Raw genomic sequence first — 17914 nt, 5'->3', positions numbered from 1 at the left:
CAAACTTAATGTCTGAGGGTATTTTCACTCAACCGTAGGATCATTCAACTGATCAATGGCTTAACTGATCGGTGTTAACCTAAAGGGTGGCACTTTGTGATTTAAACTGACAATAGAGCCTACTGAGTTCAGTAATACTCCATCGCTGTTGCGACAGATGCGCCAAGTTGAATTCGGGCTTTATTTTTAAGCAGTACAGCTTCTAGTGCTGCCAATGTATGAAGAACGGCTTCTTGGCGGGCATTATAGCCCATAGTGCCTATACGCCAAATTTTGCCCTGAAGCGGGCCAAATGACGTCCCGATCTCAATACCGAAGCGAGTCAATAATTCTTGGCGGACATTTTCACCATCAACCAAATCTGGAATATAGACACCAACGACATTGTTCATCTTGTAGTCTTGATCACCAAATAGCGATAGGCCCATGGCCTGCAGGCCTGCTGCCATGGCATCGCCTGCTTGCTTGTGGCGGGCAATAACATTTGCAGGGCCTTGTTCCAGATAAATCCTGGCACATTCGCGGGCGGCATAGAGCATTGATGTGGCTTCAGTATGGTGGTTAAGCCTTTCTTCACCCCAGTAGTCAAGGATCATTGGTAAATCGAAGTAGTTTGATTGGATCATCGTCTCGTCACCGTCTACATGGTGTTGGGCTCTGATCCCTTTCTCAATATGCTTGCGGCGATTAATCTGTTCAACAAACTTCGGACTTAGAGTGAGCGGTGCGCTCCCGGATGGGCCGCCCAAACACTTCTGTAGACCGACAGAAACTGCGTCAAGGTGCCAGTCATCGACAAACAGGTCATTACCGGCAACCGATGCTGTCGCGTCACAATAGAAAAGTACATCGTGGCGCTGACAAATTTCGCCGATTTCGGCCAGAGGCTGGTTCATTGTAGTTGATGTATCACCCTGAACGGTTGCCAATAACTTTGGTTTCACATGCTTGATTGCATCTTCAATTTGCTGAGGATCACAGACCTTGCCCCACTCAACATCAATGGTGGTGATATCGGCGCCAGTACGCTGGGCTATCTCGCATAATAAATGGCCAAATCGGCCGATGACTGGAATTAATACCTTGTCACCGGGTTGAAGAATGGAAACCAAGACGGCTTCGATGCCAGCCCTTGCAGTCCCGTCAATAAGAAGCGTTTCTTGGTTTCGAGTGTGAAAAACTTGGCGGTAGAGCTGTTGGGTTTGGCGCATGTATTCCGTCATTGCCGGATCATATTGACCGATCAACTGACTGGATAAAGCCTGATGAACGCGCGGATAGGCGTTGATCGGGCCCGGCCCCATCAGCAAACGCTGTGGTGGATTTAGGGTTTCAAAAAGTTCATTGTTAATCGTCATTGATTGTGGGCTCCTTGATCTTATTTTTCCGGCTTTCGATGCAACAGATGGGTACTAGTTTCAGTCACATGGTGGCGGCACTTAACCAGAGAATATAGGGAATGAGGTGTTGGGAACATTGATATATGTGGAAATCTGGTTCTTTTATAAAAACTTTTGATAATCAAATTATGATTAAAAAAAGGAAGTGCAAGATCGAGCCGGCACTTCCAAAGGCGATATAGCGTATAGTCAGCAGTGTATAGTTAGCAGTGGTGCTGGATTACAATGAAATATCTCGGTTGCAGTCTTTGGAATAAATGTAGCTCAGTGGCTCACCCCTTCCTGTTGCATAACAGGCTTGGGGAACATAAGCAGCCATGAAAAGGTAGTCACCTTTTTTCACTGGGATCCAGTTGTTGTCTAAGTTATAGACACCTTCCCCACTGAGTATATAAGCACCGTGCTCTTGAACATGCGTTTCGATATAGCCATGGCAAGCCCCCGGCTCAAAAGTCAGAACATGGAAGTTCATGTCGAAGCCTAAATCTTTCGGGAGCAAATCTTCTACAATGACATTTTCCATACCTTCGTAATGGATTTTTTCGAGGTTATCTCGATGGTTTACGATCAACCGTGGTTGATAGCCGTTAACAGGCTGATACTTGCGTTTGTAGAGGAATGCCTGACTATTTTCGCCTTGGTTGGCATTTTCCATCAGTAACAGGGCTCCTGGAGGGCAGTAGATATACCCTCCAGCTTTGAGCGTGTGGCGTTGGCCGTCGGCTTCGACACTGACTTGCCCAGAGATAACATAGAAGAAGGTTTCAATTTCTTCACCGCCAAAACCAGAGCGGTTATTGCCGCCATCATAGAGGGTAACAAGATAGTCAACAAAAGTAGCGCCGATTTGCGGGGAAGACAGGATAGTCAAATCGCAATTCTCAAAGCCAGGCAGAACATTTTTAACCAAACCGTCTGGGGGAAGAATTGCAAAATTATTCTTTTTAATTACAGCGCGTGTTGCAAGAAGATCATTTATATATCCAGTATTGTTGTTTAAGTATCCCATCTTATACCTCGAATCAATCACCTAAAAAAACGGGCCCGGAAGGAAGTCGTTGGGCCCTATTACCAGAAGCTGTGTTGGTATAGAAATATTATCGGTTATGAATAATAAAAATGTGATCTTGGTAACTCATCTTGCACTTAAAGGTTTAATTGTATGTTGGGGCAATAATTGAATAAAAATGTTTTATAAAGATGTAATTTATATCCTGGAGCTAGACATGAAATACAGTCGTTAATATTTTAAATATGTGGTCTGGAAATGCTCGTTGTATTTAAAAGTCATTATGAAAAATATTAGTAGGTGTATGATGAATAAAAAAAGAATTGTTATCGCTTTAGGTGGCAACGCTATGCTTCGACGTGGTGAGGTGTTATCGGCTGAAAATCAACAGCGCAACATCAATTTGGCCGCAAAACTGATTAAGCAACTTGAGCAAGATTGTGATATTGCAATCGTACATGGAAATGGCCCACAAGTAGGTTTATTGGCCCTGCAAAACTCTGCCTATAATGAAGTACCAACCTATCCGCTGGACAACTTAGTGGCGCAAACACAAGGTATGTTGGGTTACATGTTATTGCATGCCTTAACGGAGCAAGGCATGAGCGATGTGTCTTGCTTGTTAACACGCGTTGAAGTGTCAGCATCCGATCCCGCTTTTTTGGAGCCAACAAAGTACATAGGTCCGGTATATTCGCCGCAAGACCAGGCCGAATTGGAAAAGCAATATGGATGGAAAATGAAGCAAGATGGTCAATTTGTTCGCCGAGTGGTTGCTTCGCCTAAACCAGTTCAAGTGCTTGAATCGAATTCAATTATCAGTTTGTTGGAACAGGGGCGGACCGTTGTATGTTGTGGGGGCGGTGGTATGCCTGTCGTTCAGCAGGAGGTTGGTTATCTTGGGGTAGAAGCTGTTATTGATAAAGACCTGGTAGCAGCCATGCTGGCAGAGCAAATTGGCGCAGATTATTTGATGATTCTTACCGATGCTGATGCCGTTTATCAAGACTGGGGTACACCGAAACAAAAAGCGCTGAGGGATGTAACTGTTAGCCAGATGCGTCCTTTTGCCGCCCCTGATGGCGCAATGGGGCCAAAAGCCGAGGCTGTGATTCAGTTTGTTGAGCGAACAGGTCAACGCGCTTTTATTGGCGCGTTACAAGACATTGAGCAAATTCTATTGGGTGAAAAGGGGACATGTGTCAGGCCGGCATGCACTGTTGTCCCCGAAGAGCCATTAGTGGTGTAGCTGGTCGATATTTTTCAGGAACCCTTGGATTATGGGATCATTATTGTTGAATAGTTCTATAATCCACTGGGTTACCTCACCAGCCGAGTTTTGACGCCAGCCAATCGATAATGGAGAAGGAGTCCGACTCCACTGCACCTCTTTTTCAATTAACTCCCCTTTTTCAATCATAGGCTTAGCCAAGTTCTTAGGTAGGAAACCGATCCCCGTTCCGCTCTTGTGACAAGCTACTTTTGTCGATAGATCTGGCACCTTGATTTCCTTTTGATCGCGTAGCAACCAAGCTGTGCGCTTATTTATATGCTGCGATGTGTCTTCAATGTTTATGGCGGGGTGGTGCCTGAGTTGAGACTCTTTGAGTGGCACGTTAAGCGCGGCTAATGGATGGTTGGGGGCCAGAATAAAGCTCCAACTCATTTTTCCAAGTGGCTTTAGCTTCACCGCATTATCAATCGTATCTAGGCCCGGTACACCGATTGCCAGGTGGTAATCATTATTTAAAAGATCATCCCATACCCCCATATATACAGCATTAGAAATGTTGATTTGGGTAAAAGGGAATGCTTCATGCAAGGCAAAAATGAGCTGAGAGACAGCATTTTCATCAAACAGCAAGTTGTTGATTACTATATTGATATGTCGCTCTACGCCATCTGCGATTTGGCGTAGCTCATCTGGCATGCTTTCCATCCAATCAAGCCACTTTTGGCATTGGCTTAGTAAATGCTCACCGGCTTGGGTGAGGTGGACACTGCGTGTAGTTCGAGTGAAAAGTTGAGTATCTACAGCGTCTTCCAATACTTTAATCCGATAGCTGATGGCAGCTGGCGTCTTATGTAACTCTTCAGCAGCCTTAGAAAAATTAGCATACTCTGCGACTTTCATAAAAGATCGGATAGTTTCCTTGTCAAGCATGTGAGCCCTTTAAAGTTGATGAGACTCCATTCATCTTATAAAAGAATATAAGTTATTAAAATTGATCTATGTCGATATTCCAATATGCGTTACAAATATTATTGTAAACAATCATTTTTAATAATTAATACTTGATTATATAAATCATTTTAATTGTCACAGTTCATTGATGCTGCGTCATTAATACTGATTGAAATATATTAATTATATTCTTGAAAAAATTATAACAATAAATCGTGTGTGACATTGCTCAATATTTTTAATTCATGACTGCCTTAATCTCTAACTAAATACAGGCAATTACATTGAAGATAAAAGAGTTTTCGATGTTTTAAATATTGGGATGAGAAAGGTGGTCATACATGGTCCAGGCATTTTTAAAAAAAGGTTGTTTTCAGGACTCGGTGAGCCTGATGCTGATATCAAGGCAATTGAGTAACGGGGATGCGGTTGAAGAGGTCTCGGTTATGATGGGCACTCCCGCCAACAAGTCTTTGCTGGAATCCACGGGTCTGTGGCACCCACTGTTCGCTGAAGCAACGCCAAACGATATTTGTGTGGCCATTCGTCCCACGGATGACAGTGGCAATGTAGCAGATGAAATAGCCCAGCAGTTAAATGATGTACTTGCCTCGGTGGCTCAGGCATCTTCGGGCGGAAAGCGGTTAGATGTGGCTCGCCGTTGGCAGACCGCATTGGCGAAACAACCAGAAGCAAATCTGGCGCTGATTTCAGTAGCTGGCGATTATGCCGCTGACTTGGCAGATGAGGCATTAGATCATGGCTTGAATGTGATGATGTTCTCGGACAATGTTCCTGTTGAGTCCGAAGTCGCATTGAAGCATAAAGCAGCCAGCAAAGGGTTGCTTGTTATGGGACCTGACTGTGGTACTGCAATGGTTTCTGGATCGCCGCTGGCTTTTGCTAACGTATTACCCAAAGGACCTATTGGCATTGTCGGCGCCTCTGGTACCGGTATTCAAGAGTTAGCCTCGCAAGTTTGCCTGTCTGGCCAAGGTATCACCCATGCCATTGGTTTGGGTGGCCGCGATTTATCTGCACAGGTCGGCGGGGCAAGTGCTTTGAGCGCCCTCAAGATGATGGAAAATGACCAAGAAACAGAAGTAGTTGCTTTTGTCTCCAAGCCGCCAGCTCCGGAAGTGGAGCAAAAAGTGATTCAGGCAATGAGAGGGATGAGCAAGCCTGTTGTTGCGCTATTTTTGGGGACGCGCCAAGCCAAGGCCCGTGAAGGCAATGTCTTTTTTGCTAAAAGTCTCGCTGAAGCAGGCAGGCTTTCCGCGATGCTAGCGAATGTCCGTCAAAATGTTCCTGGTTGTAACCATACAGCGGGAAAAAACATCCTAGGCCTGTACACCGGCGGTACGCTGGCTGCTGAGGCCGCGATGCTCACCGCCGAGCAGTTAGGGTTGAAAGTGGATGATAAGCACGAGCAAGGCGTGATGCTTAATGACAGTGGCCACCTCATTATCGATTTAGGCGATGACCATTACACGGTTGGCCGCCCTCACCCAATGATTGATCCCACAACCCGCACTTTAGAAATAGAAAAGCGTGCCGCAGATGAAGCTGTCGGAGTGCTGCTGCTGGATGTCGTTATTGGCTATGGTGCGACAGCAGATCCTGCCGCGGCACTTGTTGATGCCGTCGAAAGTGTTAAATCCAAGCGCCAAAGTCCGCTGCACGTTATCGCCACAGTAACAGGTACACAAGAAGATCCACAACAGCGCTCGGAACAAATTGACAAATTGGTTGCAGCTGGGGTCGCGGTCGTTAATACCCTAGAAGAAGCTGTGTTGTTGTCTGAAGCGTTAATTGAGCAACAAGAAAGACAAATAGTGAATGAACGTCCTTCTCTCCTTGATGGGATCAAGGTGGTGAATGCAGGTTTGCGTAGCTTTGCCGATGACTTGCAGTCTGCTTCTACGCCTGTTGTGCATTATCAATGGGCTCCAATCGCGGGCGGGAACACCAAATTAGCCAATCTACTAAAACAAATGCAATAGGGAAGCAAAGATATGTATTCATCAATTAATGAAGCCAACGCAGCCGTACTGGAAAAAGTGAAATCCGCTCGTCCATTTTGGGTCGATGTGACCTCTGCCGGTGAAGTTATACCTTGGTTGTCAGAAGGCAGGCACCTGCTCCACGCTGGCCCGAATATTTGCTGGGAGGAGATGACCGGCCCAATGCAAGGCGCCTGCGTCAGTGCTTGTTTGTATGAAGGTTGGGCAACGTCAGACACTGAAGCCATGGCAATGCTATCACGAGGCGAGGTTCAATTTAGTCCATGTCACCATCACAATGCTGTTGGCCCAATGGGGGGGATCACCTCTGCAAATATGCCGGTCGTTGTGGTTGAGAATAGAAACGATGGGAACTTTGCATACTGCAATATGAATGAAGGTATTGGCAAAGTAATGCGCTTCGGTGCTTATGGCGAAGAGGTTCAGCAACGTTTGCATTGGATGCGTGAAGAGCTGATGCCAGTACTTAAGGATGCACTGAAGCAAACAGATGGTGGTGTTGATTTAGGCTCTATCATGGCTCAGGGGATCACCATGGGTGACGAATTTCACCAGCGCAACATTGCTACCTCTTCATTGTTACTTCGCACGCTTGCGCCGAGTATTGCGGCGGTTGATGCCAGCAAGGATGTGCTGAAAAGAGTGTTTGATTTCCTCAGTATTACCGATCAGTTTTTCCTCAATTTGGCGATGGCATTTTGTAAGTGTGCGATGGACGCTGGCGCAAATGTAAAGGCGGGCAGTATTGTTACCGCAATGACGAGAAACGGTAAGGACTTTGGTATTCGAGTCAGTGGGTTAGGCAATCAATGGTTCACAGCCCCAGTCAATACGCCAGAGGGCTTGTACTTCACCGGTTATTCTCAAGAGCAGGCCAATACGGATGTGGGCGATAGCGCTATTACGGAAACTTATGGGATAGGTGGTGCCGCAATGGTCGCAGCCCCAGGGGTAACACGCTTTGTTGGAGTTGGCGGGGTAGATGTAGCACTCGATGTATCAGAAGAGATGGCTGAGATTTTCATCGAAAATAACTCTTTGCTACAAATTCCATCGTGGAATTTCCAAGGGGCTTGCCTTGGGTTGGATGTGCGCCATGTGGTGGAGACCGGCATTACCCCAGTGATTAATACAGGCATCGCCCATAAAGAAGCGGGTATTGGCCAAATTGGTGCGGGTACCGTAAGGGCGCCGTTGGCATGTTTTGAAAAAGCACTTGAAGCGTTGGCTCAAGAGATGGATCTGCAGGCTGAGTAAGGGAAATAAGGCGGCCCCTAGGCTGCCTTGCCAAGGCCAACGGGGAAGAAAATGGTAAATGAAGCGCTAGCCTACAGTTTGTCTGCTCCTAGTAAGCAAGGGGAGTTACGCTTTGCAGGAAGTGGCAGCCAGGCGATTAATTTTCTAACTGAAGATGACAAGGTACTGACCTTACATCGCAGTGATACGGGGATGAGCCCTTCTGGCTGGGCAGTATCTGACCCGGTGTTCCATCAATTGACTGCACTTGTGCCAAAGGCGAGTCATATACGATTGGTCAGTAATGGGCTTATCGTTAATGGCTTATACCTACAAAAAGGGACAAATGGGGTATGGCTAAAGGCACAGGACGTATCGTCTATTTCCTTAGCGGAATTGACAGACTTCCTTTCCAGGCAAAAGCAGGAAACGGGCTTATATGGTTCGCTGGCAAAAGTTGTGGAGGGTGAAGATAAAACACCATTTTATCCAATCTTGGTGCAACTGTACCGATGGTTTAATGGTGATACGCCATGCTGGAAAAATATCATTGGAGCAGGACCTGGGTTAACACCTAGTCACGATGACATGCTCGTTGGCATGTTGGCCTGTGCTTATAGTAACCCTGACTTGAGGCACAAAGCACACAGAATGTTGCCTTTATCATTAGATTTAGATTTCTGGACGACATCAGTGAGTGCTGGGTATTTAGAGCAAGCACGAAACGGGTATTTCTCTGTTTCACTATTAAACCTAATTAACGCAAATCCAGATGAATTTAGCTATTTTGCTTCTCGATTACTAAGTCATGGTCATTACTCTGGTGCCGATACATTATTAGGTATGTGGTTATTCCTTAAGTTACAAGAAACTATATAAAACGATTTAATTATTGTTCGTTAATAAACAGAAAAAATCATGCAGTGTTATGAGCTGTTTATGGATCACAAAACAATATATTTCCTTCGCTATTATAGATTTATCTATAAGTGATATAAAACTATTAGCCCGTGAATTAGAATATTCATCATGGAGTATCTTATGAATCTTTCAAGTGAGCAGCTTCATCAGTTAATTAAAAATAAAATTAAACAAGCCGGTTTATCTGATGAACATGCTGATATTGTTGCAGATGTCCTCGTTTTTGCTGATGCGCGCGGCGTGCATTCACATGGCGCTGTGCGGGTGGAATATTACTCAGAGCGTATCTCTAAAGGGGGGATCAATGCGAACCCTCAATTTACTTATGAAGAAACAGGCCCCTGCAGTGCGCTATATGATGGCGATAATGGCGCAGGCCATGTCATTGCAAAAAATGCAATGGATAAAGCAATTAAGATGGCAAACTCGAAAGGTGTTGCTGTTATTGGCGTAAAGCGCATGAGTCACAGCGGTGCGCTTGGGTATTTTACAAAACATGCTGCCGAGCAGGGATTGATTGCAATATCGATGTGCCAATCAGACCCAATGGTAGTCCCATTTGGAGGCAGCGAAGTCTACTATGGCACCAACCCAATAGCCTTCTCAGCGCCAGGGCCGGATGGTAAGACAATCAACTTTGATATGGCCACCACCATACAGGCTTGGGGTAAGGTATTGGACGCTCGTTCCCGCAACCAATCCATTCCAGATACATGGGCGGTAGATAGCGATGGTCATCCTACCTCTGACCCCCATGCAGTTCGGGCACTATTACCGATTGCCGGACCTAAAGGATACGGCCTGATGATGATGGTGGATATTCTGTCTGGTGTGATGCTGGGGTTACCTTTCGGCAAAAATGTCAGTTCAATGTATGACGATTTAACCGAAGGACGAAATTTGGGTCAGCTGCATATTGTGATTAACCCTGAATTTTTCACAACAAAAGAATATTTCATTGAATCGATTTCTCAAACTATGAAGGAATTGGGTGAGATTCGTCCAGCCCCAGGTTTTGATAAGGTATTATACCCTGGACAAAACAGTGACCTCATTGAAGCTAAATCAAGAAAAGATGGAATAGAGATTGTAGATGAAGTCTACGATTACTTAATATCTGAGCATACCTACATTAATTCCTACGATCATAAATCTGCATTTAATGGATAAATAGAATAAATGCTCATAATAAAAATAGCCAAATACGTCTTTTTATCGTTATGAGCTGTCTGTCATAAATACATATTTTGAAACAAAATAAGGAATAAAAAGATGGAACTCTTAAAATCTAAAGTAGAAGAGACGTCGAAGAAAATTACTCAATATGGTTATCACGAAGGGGCTGGTATGACTCGCCTGCTTTACACCGAAGAGTGGTTATCAGCGCAAAATACGTTCTTAGAGTTATTTGAAAAAAGCGGCTTCCAAGCTTATGCGGATGATGTAGGTAACGTTTATGGACGCTTGGAAGGAAGGGAGTTCCCAGACCAAGTGATTATGTCTGGCTCACATGTCGATACTGTGGTGAATGGCGGTAATCTCGATGGTCAGTTTGGTATCGAAGCAGCATTTATTGCCATGCAATACTTAAAAGATAAGCATGGTTCTCCGAAGCGTACGATTGAAGCTGTTTCCTTGGCTGAAGAAGAGGGTAGCCGTTTCCCTTATGTTTTCTGGGGAAGCAAGAACATTGTAGGCATTGCGGATAATGATGCAGTTAAAGATCTGACTGACAACAAGGGTGTGAACTTTGTTGATGCCATGAGAAAGTGCGGATTTGATTTTGCAACAGAACGTACGGTCAGAAAAGATATCAAAGCCTTTATCGAACTGCATATCGAGCAGGGCAAAGTGCTAGAAACAGAGGGCAAACAGCTTGGTGTGGTAACCAGTATTGCAGGCCAGCGACGCTACAATATTACCCTCAAAGGGGAAGCGAATCACGCGGGTACCACCCCGATGGGATACCGAAAAGATACTGTTTACGCATTCAGTAAGATCTGTAGCCAGTCTATCGACAAAGCCAAAGTAGAGGGCGATCCACTTGTATTGACCTTTGGTAAGGTGGTACCGAAGCCAAATACCGTTAATGTCGTGCCTGGCGATATTTTATTCACCATGGACTGCCGCCATACCGACAAGGAAAAGCTACTTGGCTTCAGTGATCAGATCATTGCGGATATGCAGCAAATCTGCGCTGAGATGGAAGTTGAAATCGACGTTGATCTGTGGATGGACGAAGAGCCGATCCCAATGGATCCAGCCTTGGTTGACTTAATTGATAAGACGCTAGAAGCCAAAGGGGCTAACTACAAGCGTATGCATAGCGGCGCAGGACATGATGCCCAGATTTTTGCTCCTCGTGTACCCACTGGGATGATTTTTATTCCGAGCATCGCTGGGATTAGCCATAACCCGGCCGAGCGCACCCAACTTGAGGACTTAACGGTGGGAGTGAAAGCACTGATAGATGTGCTCCATGAGCTTGCTTATAAATAATGACAGATAACGGATATAGCTATGAATAATGAAACTGGTATCGAGTACTGGAAGAAACTGATTGTTGTCCTCTGTTTTGGTTGGGTCGCAATTTGGATCTACCGGACGGTTCTGACCCCCATCTACCCTGAAATTCAGGCTGCGCTAGGTGGGATCAGTGACACTGAAATTGGCTTTATAGCGACCTTTTACTACGGAGCTTATTGTTCTGGTCAGGTACCAGCTTCTCTTGCGGTTGAAAAATTTGGTCAGAAGCTGACGTTATTGTGTGGTTTTGGCTTGTTTACTGTTGGTACGCTGGTAATTGGCAGTGCATCTGGGATATCAATGGTTTATACCGGTTCACTTTTCTCCGGTTTGGGCTGCGCCACCTTTTTTTGTTCGGCTTATTCTTTGTCCGGCGAAAATGTTCCGGAAAATAGGCGAGCCTTTGCTTCGGCGATTGTTAACAGCGGCGCGGCCATCGGGATGGGAATTGGCCTGATTGGTTCCAGTGTGCTGGTCAAGAGTATGAATTTGGCCTGGAACTACGTGCTGTATTTTTCTGCGGCGGTTATTTTCATCATGTTCATCGTCTTCGCCCTGATGATTAAGCCGCGTGAAAATGAGCCGGTTCGGGTAAAAGAAGCCCATGCTCCAACGCCTGTACCAGAGGGGGGCGGAAGCAACTTATTGAGCCTGGAATTGGTTACGGTCTATTTCCTATATTTCTGCACCTGCTATGGCTATTACATGATAGTGACCTGGCTGCCAAGTTACCTGCAGACCGAGAGGGGCTTTGAGGGAGCCGCCATCGGTGGTGCATCAGCGTTAGTGGCGATGGTTGCTGTCCCGGGTGCTCTGTTCTTTAGTTCTTTGGCGGATAAATTTAAGGCGCATACTGTTAAGTTGGTTATTGCTCTGGAGGTTATGGCTGCTTTGATGCTTACCTTTACGGTTCTGGCTTCTAATACTTCTGTGTTGATGATCAGCCTGGTTGTATACGGTTTCCTTGGCAAGATGGCACTGGACCCGATCCTGATTGCTTTTGTGACGGAACGGGCACCCAAAGCGAGGATGGCACGGGCTTTGGCTCTTTTCAATCTCTCAGGTATGAGCTCATCGATAGTCGCCCCTCCGTTAACAGGGTTTATCTCGGATATAACGGGATCAAAGGCGATAGGGTTTTACTTGTCGGCGGGTCTATTGGTTTCCGGGGCAATTATTTTTACCTTGGTATACCTGCGAGGCAGTACCAAGGCAACGGTACAGGCTGCTTGACTGGGTTAAGCCAAAAAATAAAGCCAGCTAGTTGTATTAGCTGGCTTTACTTTTATACATTAATAAAAGTCAATTCTGTATTTCCTTTGAGAAGTAAAATACCGAAATGATATTTCTTAAATGAGTGTAATTATATGTTGTTATATTGGTGGTGATTAATAATTTAATATCATTAAATAATGAATATTAAATTAACAAAATAATAATAAATATAAGTTATGTGTGGTTTTGTTCTAATTAAATATTCTACGTTATATATATATTGTTTTTAACAAAAAAAGAATGATATCCAATAACGAGGGAAACAAAATGAGTGAAATAACAAGGGAGCTTGTTGAAGAGTATAGATCGCGGGGCTACAACGATGATCTACTGCCCAAGCCTACGGAAAAAAGAACATGGCGTGCATTGAACTACTTTACCTTATGGCAGGGTTCGGTGCACAACGTACCCAACTATGTCGCGGTTGGCGGTTTCTTCATGCTCGGATTGAGCACATCGGGGATCATGGCTGCGATTTTATTGAGTGGGGTGGTTATCGCGCTGGCGATGATCCTTAACGGCGCACCGGGGTCTAAATATGGTGTGCCTTTCTCCATGCTGCTGCGTGCCTCCTATGGGGTTAAGGGAGCGTTGTTGCCGGGGATATTACGTGGTGGCATTGCTGCAATTATGTGGTTCGGGCTGCAAAACTACGCCGGTTCCATCGCTTTGCTGATTATTATTGCCAAGATTTGGCCCGAGTTCTTGACTATCGGCGGCGATTGGAACTTATGGGGGATTTCTGCGCCGGGTTTGATCGCATTTCTGTTGTTTTGGGCAATTAATATGGTTATCGGTCTGGGGGGAGGGGCGATCCTAAATCGCTTTACCGCGATTCTCAATCCTTGTATCTACCTGGTATTTGGAGGCATGGCGATTTGGGCGGTATACCTAGTAGGATTTGAAAGTATTTTAGCCTATGTGCCGGCCAAGGTGCAGCAGACGGATGCTGGGTTCTTCGAGTTCCTGATTGTGATCAATGCGATTGTTGCCGTCTGGGCTGCGCCTGCTGTCAGTTCATCAGATTTTACTCAGAATGCCCGTAGCTTTAAAGATCAAGCGACGGGTCAGTTAGGAGGTCTGGTACTGGCCTATCTGTTGTTTGCGGTATCGAGTGTTTGCGTGCTTGCCGGAGCGAGTATTCATTTTGGTACAGATACGTGGAATGTGCTGGATATTATTGCTAAGTGGGACAGCCTGTTCCTGGCCATCTTCGCGGGTACCGTGGTACTGATGACCACTATATCGACGAATGCTACCGGTAATATTATCCCTGCAGGTTATCAGATTGTTGCCGTGTTCCCGCGCTTAACATACCGCCATGGAGTAATGATCGCGGGTGTGATCAGTGTGATCATCTGTCCATGGAAACTGATGGAAAGCCAGGAGAGCATCTTCCTGTTCCTAAATACCATTGGTGGTATCTTGGGGCCAGTGATCGGGGTCATGCTGGGTCACTACTTCATTATCATGAAGCAAAATATCCAGCTTGACTCTCTGTATGTGTCTGAAAGTAGTTTTAATTACTACAAGAACGGAATCAACGTTATTGCCTTCTATGCCACCATTTTTGCCTGTGTACTTTCGTTGGGCGGGCAGTATATCTCTGCGCTGAGTGCACTGAATAGTTTGTCTTGGTTCACGGGTGTCATCGCTGCGTTCACCGCTTATGTCGCCTTAATGAAAATCGATGAAAAACGTAATCCGGAACTGTACCTTTCGTTCCGATAATAGATGTAATTTTAATTAAAAATTAATAACTTAACCAATAATACTGGAGTGAAACATGTCCTACGATAAAATTATTAAAAACGGTACCGTTATTCTGGAAAATGAAGCCATTAACACCGATGTCGCGATTAAAGATGGTCTGATTGCCGCTATAGGCAATGAGCTGGGTAGTGCCGATGAGTACATTGATGCTACCGGATTGATTGTGTCGCCAGGCATGGTTGATGGCCACGTCCATATCACTGATCCGGGCGGCCCTCGCAGCGAGTGGGAAGGGTATGAAACAGCAACCAAAGCCGCGGCAAAAGGGGGCGTGACGACGTGTGTTGAAATGCCCCTTAACCAGGTACCGGCAACGATTGACCGTGAAACTCTGCATGTTAAATACGAAGCAGGCAAGGGAAGGCTGACTGTTGACGTTGCCTCTCTGGGCGGCTTGGTTCCCCATAATATTGATCGTCTGCATGAACTGGCAGAGGAAGGTGTCGTGGGCTACAAGTGCTTTGTATCAACGTGTGGTAACCCTGACCCGGAGTCAGGTGACTTCTGTAACGTAAATAACTACGAGCTCTATGAGGGCATGACCGAACTAGCACGCCTAGGAAAAATCTTACTGATGCATGCTGAGAATGCCGAGATTTGTGATGGCCTAGGTAAGAAAGCGGTGGCTGAAGGGCGCCTAACAGCCAAGGATTACATTGCCTCTCGTCCGGTTTTCACCGAGGTTGAGGCTGTGCGTCGTGCGCTTTATCTGGCCAAGGAAACGGGTTGTAAGTTACACCTTTGCCATTTGAGCAGTCCTGAAGCCATCGAGGAAGTGACCAAGGCCCGCAATAGCGGCCAGGATGTTACCTGTGAGTCTTGCGGCCACTACTTTGCAATTGACGATAATCAGTTTGAAGAAATTGGAACTAAGGCCAAGTGCTCGCCACCAATTCGTGACAAGGACAACCAAGACCGCATGTGGGCTAAACTGCTGAACGGGGAGATTGACTTTATTACTTCTGATCACTCGCCTTGTACACCTGATCTAAAAGAAGGAGGGATTTTTGATGCTTGGGGTGGGATCTCCTCGCTGCAGAACAGCGTCGATATCATGTTTGACGAAGGGGTACAAAAGCGTGGTATGGCCCTGACACAGTTCGCTAAACTGATGGCTACCAACCCAGCAGATTTATTTGGCTTGGATCAGAAAGGGCGTATTGCTGTGGGTAAAGATGCGGACATCGTCATGATCAAACCGAACTCATCTTATGTACTAACTGCGGATGATTTGGAGTACCGCAATAAATTTAGTGCTTATGAAGGGCGTAATATTGGTGCTCAGGTTGCCAAGACGCTGCTACGAGGCCAGGTTGTCTATGATCTCGATGTTGGGGTAACTAACCCTTACCAAGGTGACTTTGTTACTGTATAAGTGACAGATGAAAAGTGATATAAAGAAGCAGCCGATGGCTGCTTTTTTATTGTCAGCCCTAAACCACTAACTTCAGTAGGCTATCTTTTATAATTGCTTGTTAGTACGGATAAAGGTAGCAAGCCAAACGTAAGGGAGTAGGACACTTTTGGGTTTATCGGTATAACATCGCAAATAGCGTTCTGGTTGGTGGTTTATTTAATGTTCAGGCTTGAAACAATAGGATTCTTTCATTAATGCTTTCTCGCTGTAGAGGGTGAGATGGGGTTCTTTCTAAAGGCGATTTTCCTGAACTGTTATAGGGTGTTATTTTTTTCTATTTATAACCACGGCATTTTCAACAAACACCTTGTTTATAAGCTTATAATTTCACGCTGAGCCTGCATCTTGAAGTATCTTAGTTATATAAGATTATAATTTTCCCTAAACTGATCATATAGTGGAAGAATAGGCTTGGTTTATTGTTTTGGGTGAGGTTTATTAGGCTTGTAATATAATTGTTTCTTGATTGAGTGTAACCATTGAGATATCTATCGTCTCAAGGAGTTAGGTTTTGATTTTTATGATTTTATCTGTTTTAAAGGCGGGTAGGTTGAGGGAAATAATGAAATTTTAAGATGTTAAAGCCAGCAATAATAGCTTGCTGGCTTAGTTTATGTCGGGGGTAATTATTAAAAAGACTTATGCTTGCACGTATTCCGCTCTTTTCTCGTCGTTGTAGACGTCTCGGTCAAATTCACCTAGTTTGTCTGAAACAAGCATGGCAATCATGACATCAACCGTATTGTTAAGCAGGGTTCTGAACATACCAGAGAACCAATCAATACCAATAAGGATAGCCACACTTTCGAGCGGAAGACCCATCGAACTGGCAAGGAAGGTGTAGACAATAATCATCCCGCCGGGTACGACAATGGTTCCCATGCACATCAACACCGACAGTAGGATAGCCATACCCATTTGGAAGGGTTCGAGGACAATACCTGTAGCCTGGCTCATGAAGAAAATGGCTAGGACGTAGCACATCACCGCGCCATTAGCATTCATTGACATAGTAATTGGGCCAGTGAAGTCTGCGACCTTGCGGCTAACGCCAAATTTGGTCACTGAATCTTCCATTTTGGTCGGTAAACAAATTGCAGAAGACGTTGTAGTCATTGACATAATCGACAACTTTGCAAATTTCTTCGGCATTTTGAAAGGGCTGACCTTGGTTAACATCGCTGTAAGCGGGCCATACATTAACAGCAAGATAATATCGCCGATTGCTAGTGCACCAAGGAACTTAAGCATAGGTATTATAACTTTAAAGCCAATAGCGCCAGAAACGTTAGCCAATAGGCAGAAAATACCAATGGGTGCTAGCTTCATGACCATTTTGATGATGTTCATGATCACTGCATTAAAACTAACGATAAATTCAGTGATAACCTTGTTACCACTGGTTCGAGAATATGATCCCATGGCTAGCCCGAAAATAACGGCAAAGACAATACACGGTATCATGGCGCCACTTGCCATAGAATCAACGATATTGGTAGAGAAAAACCCCAAAATGGTATCCTTGATAGAAGCATCGGGTGTGGGGACCGCTGCAGCTGCTCCTTCAATAATTATTCCTTCCCCGGGTTTAATTGTGAGGGCAAGAAATAAACCGACAAAAGCAGAGACAATGGTCATTGAAATGATCCATTTGAATGTGTGAAGGCTCATTTTACCGGCGCCTTTGCTGTCTACGTTTCCGATTGCAGCGGAGACTGCAGTCATGACAAGCAAAACAACGGACATCTGAATTAGGCGGATAAAGATATCGCCAATAAATTTGATGTTCTCAGCCCAAGGGCCAACTACTGCCCCGAAGATTATACCTGCAGCAGTAGCAATAAGTATCTGATTTGTTAGTGATACTGATAGTTTTGGTTTGGGTTCAGACATACTAAGTGACATACTCGTTCCCTCATTTCAGTTATATTCCTGATATAAAGGTCAGCAAAATGTTTTAGCTCATAAAGCAAGAAATAACATTACAACTTGCATTGACCTCTTCTGTATCAAAGCATTATTTTGTATTTATTGTGTTTCTTTCAGGGATATAGAATAGGGGTAAAGAAGCTTGAAAGTATTGAGAGTGATTAAATGTTGCGCAAATATTAAATTGTTTTGTGAAACAACAATGAATAATTAGAAAAG

13 protein-coding genes are annotated in these 17914 nt (G+C 44.9%); 9 read left to right on the top strand and 4 right to left on the bottom strand.

The features are described 5' to 3' along the window. Window positions 1-128: 128 nt before the first annotated feature. Window positions 129-1358: an alanine--glyoxylate aminotransferase family protein gene (locus tag R2X38_RS04265; protein WP_317520873.1), complete on the bottom strand. Its 1230-nt coding sequence runs from the start codon at window positions 1356-1358 to the stop codon at window positions 129-131. A gap of 262 nt (window positions 1359-1620) precedes the next feature. Further along, window positions 1621-2409, bottom strand: a complete 789-nt coding sequence (gene allE / locus R2X38_RS04260; RefSeq protein WP_317520871.1) for a (S)-ureidoglycine aminohydrolase — start codon at window positions 2407-2409, stop codon at window positions 1621-1623. A 307-nt stretch (window positions 2410-2716) separates the two neighbouring features. Here allE and R2X38_RS04255 point away from each other — a divergent pair, with 307 nt between their 5' ends. Beyond that, window positions 2717-3658 (top strand): carbamate kinase, encoded by a 942-nt coding sequence (locus tag R2X38_RS04255; RefSeq protein WP_317520911.1) that lies wholly within the window; start codon window positions 2717-2719, stop codon window positions 3656-3658. Here the strand turns inward: R2X38_RS04255 and allS are convergent. Continuing rightward, window positions 3647-4573: an HTH-type transcriptional activator AllS gene (gene allS / locus R2X38_RS04250; RefSeq protein ID WP_317520869.1), complete on the bottom strand. Its 927-nt coding sequence runs from the start codon at window positions 4571-4573 to the stop codon at window positions 3647-3649. The two genes, R2X38_RS04255 and allS, sit on opposite strands and share 12 nt — an antisense overlap. Window positions 4574-4935: 362 nt before the next feature. Between allS and fdrA the strand changes: the two genes are divergently transcribed. From fdrA to allB, 8 genes are all read left to right on the top strand, one after another. Then, window positions 4936-6597 (top strand): acyl-CoA synthetase FdrA, encoded by a 1662-nt coding sequence (fdrA, locus tag R2X38_RS04245; protein WP_317520867.1) that lies wholly within the window; start codon window positions 4936-4938, stop codon window positions 6595-6597. Between the two features lie 12 nt (window positions 6598-6609). After that, window positions 6610-7875 carry a DUF1116 domain-containing protein gene (locus R2X38_RS04240; protein WP_317520865.1) on the top strand — a complete coding sequence of 422 codons (1266 nt, stop codon included), beginning with the start codon at window positions 6610-6612 and terminating at the stop codon, window positions 7873-7875. Window positions 7876-7926: 51 nt separating this feature from the next. Next, a complete protein-coding gene (locus R2X38_RS04235; RefSeq protein WP_317520864.1) occupies window positions 7927-8733 on the top strand; it encodes a DUF2877 domain-containing protein in 807 nt (268 codons plus the stop codon). A 162-nt stretch (window positions 8734-8895) separates the two neighbouring features. Then, window positions 8896-9945, top strand: coding sequence for an ureidoglycolate dehydrogenase (allD, locus tag R2X38_RS04230; RefSeq protein WP_317520863.1), 1050 nt, complete (start codon window positions 8896-8898; stop codon window positions 9943-9945). A 102-nt stretch (window positions 9946-10047) separates the two neighbouring features. Next, complete coding sequence (gene allC / locus R2X38_RS04225; RefSeq protein WP_317520862.1) at window positions 10048-11274, top strand: allantoate deiminase; 1227 nt, start codon at window positions 10048-10050, stop codon at window positions 11272-11274. 21 nt (window positions 11275-11295) lie between these two features. After that, window positions 11296-12534, top strand: coding sequence for an MFS transporter (locus tag R2X38_RS04220; protein ID WP_317520861.1), 1239 nt, complete (start codon window positions 11296-11298; stop codon window positions 12532-12534). Between the two features lie 309 nt (window positions 12535-12843). Then, on the top strand, window positions 12844-14307 hold the full coding sequence (locus R2X38_RS04215) for an allantoin transporter (RefSeq protein ID WP_317520860.1): 1464 nt from the start codon (window positions 12844-12846) through the stop codon (window positions 14305-14307). 55 nt (window positions 14308-14362) lie between these two features. Next, window positions 14363-15724 (top strand): allantoinase AllB, encoded by a 1362-nt coding sequence (allB, locus tag R2X38_RS04210; protein ID WP_317520859.1) that lies wholly within the window; start codon window positions 14363-14365, stop codon window positions 15722-15724. A gap of 681 nt (window positions 15725-16405) precedes the next feature. Here the strand turns inward: allB and R2X38_RS04205 are convergent. Next, entirely contained in the window at window positions 16406-17671 is a 1266-nt protein-coding gene (locus R2X38_RS04205; protein ID WP_317520858.1) for a dicarboxylate/amino acid:cation symporter, read from the bottom strand. Window positions 17672-17914: the final 243 nt, after the last annotated feature.

Origin of the sequence: Photobacterium rosenbergii (assembly GCF_033022775.1) — a bacterium.
Lineage (GTDB): Bacteria > Pseudomonadota > Gammaproteobacteria > Enterobacterales > Vibrionaceae > Photobacterium > Photobacterium rosenbergii_A.
This window is presented reverse-complemented; position numbering and strand designations above follow the sequence as displayed.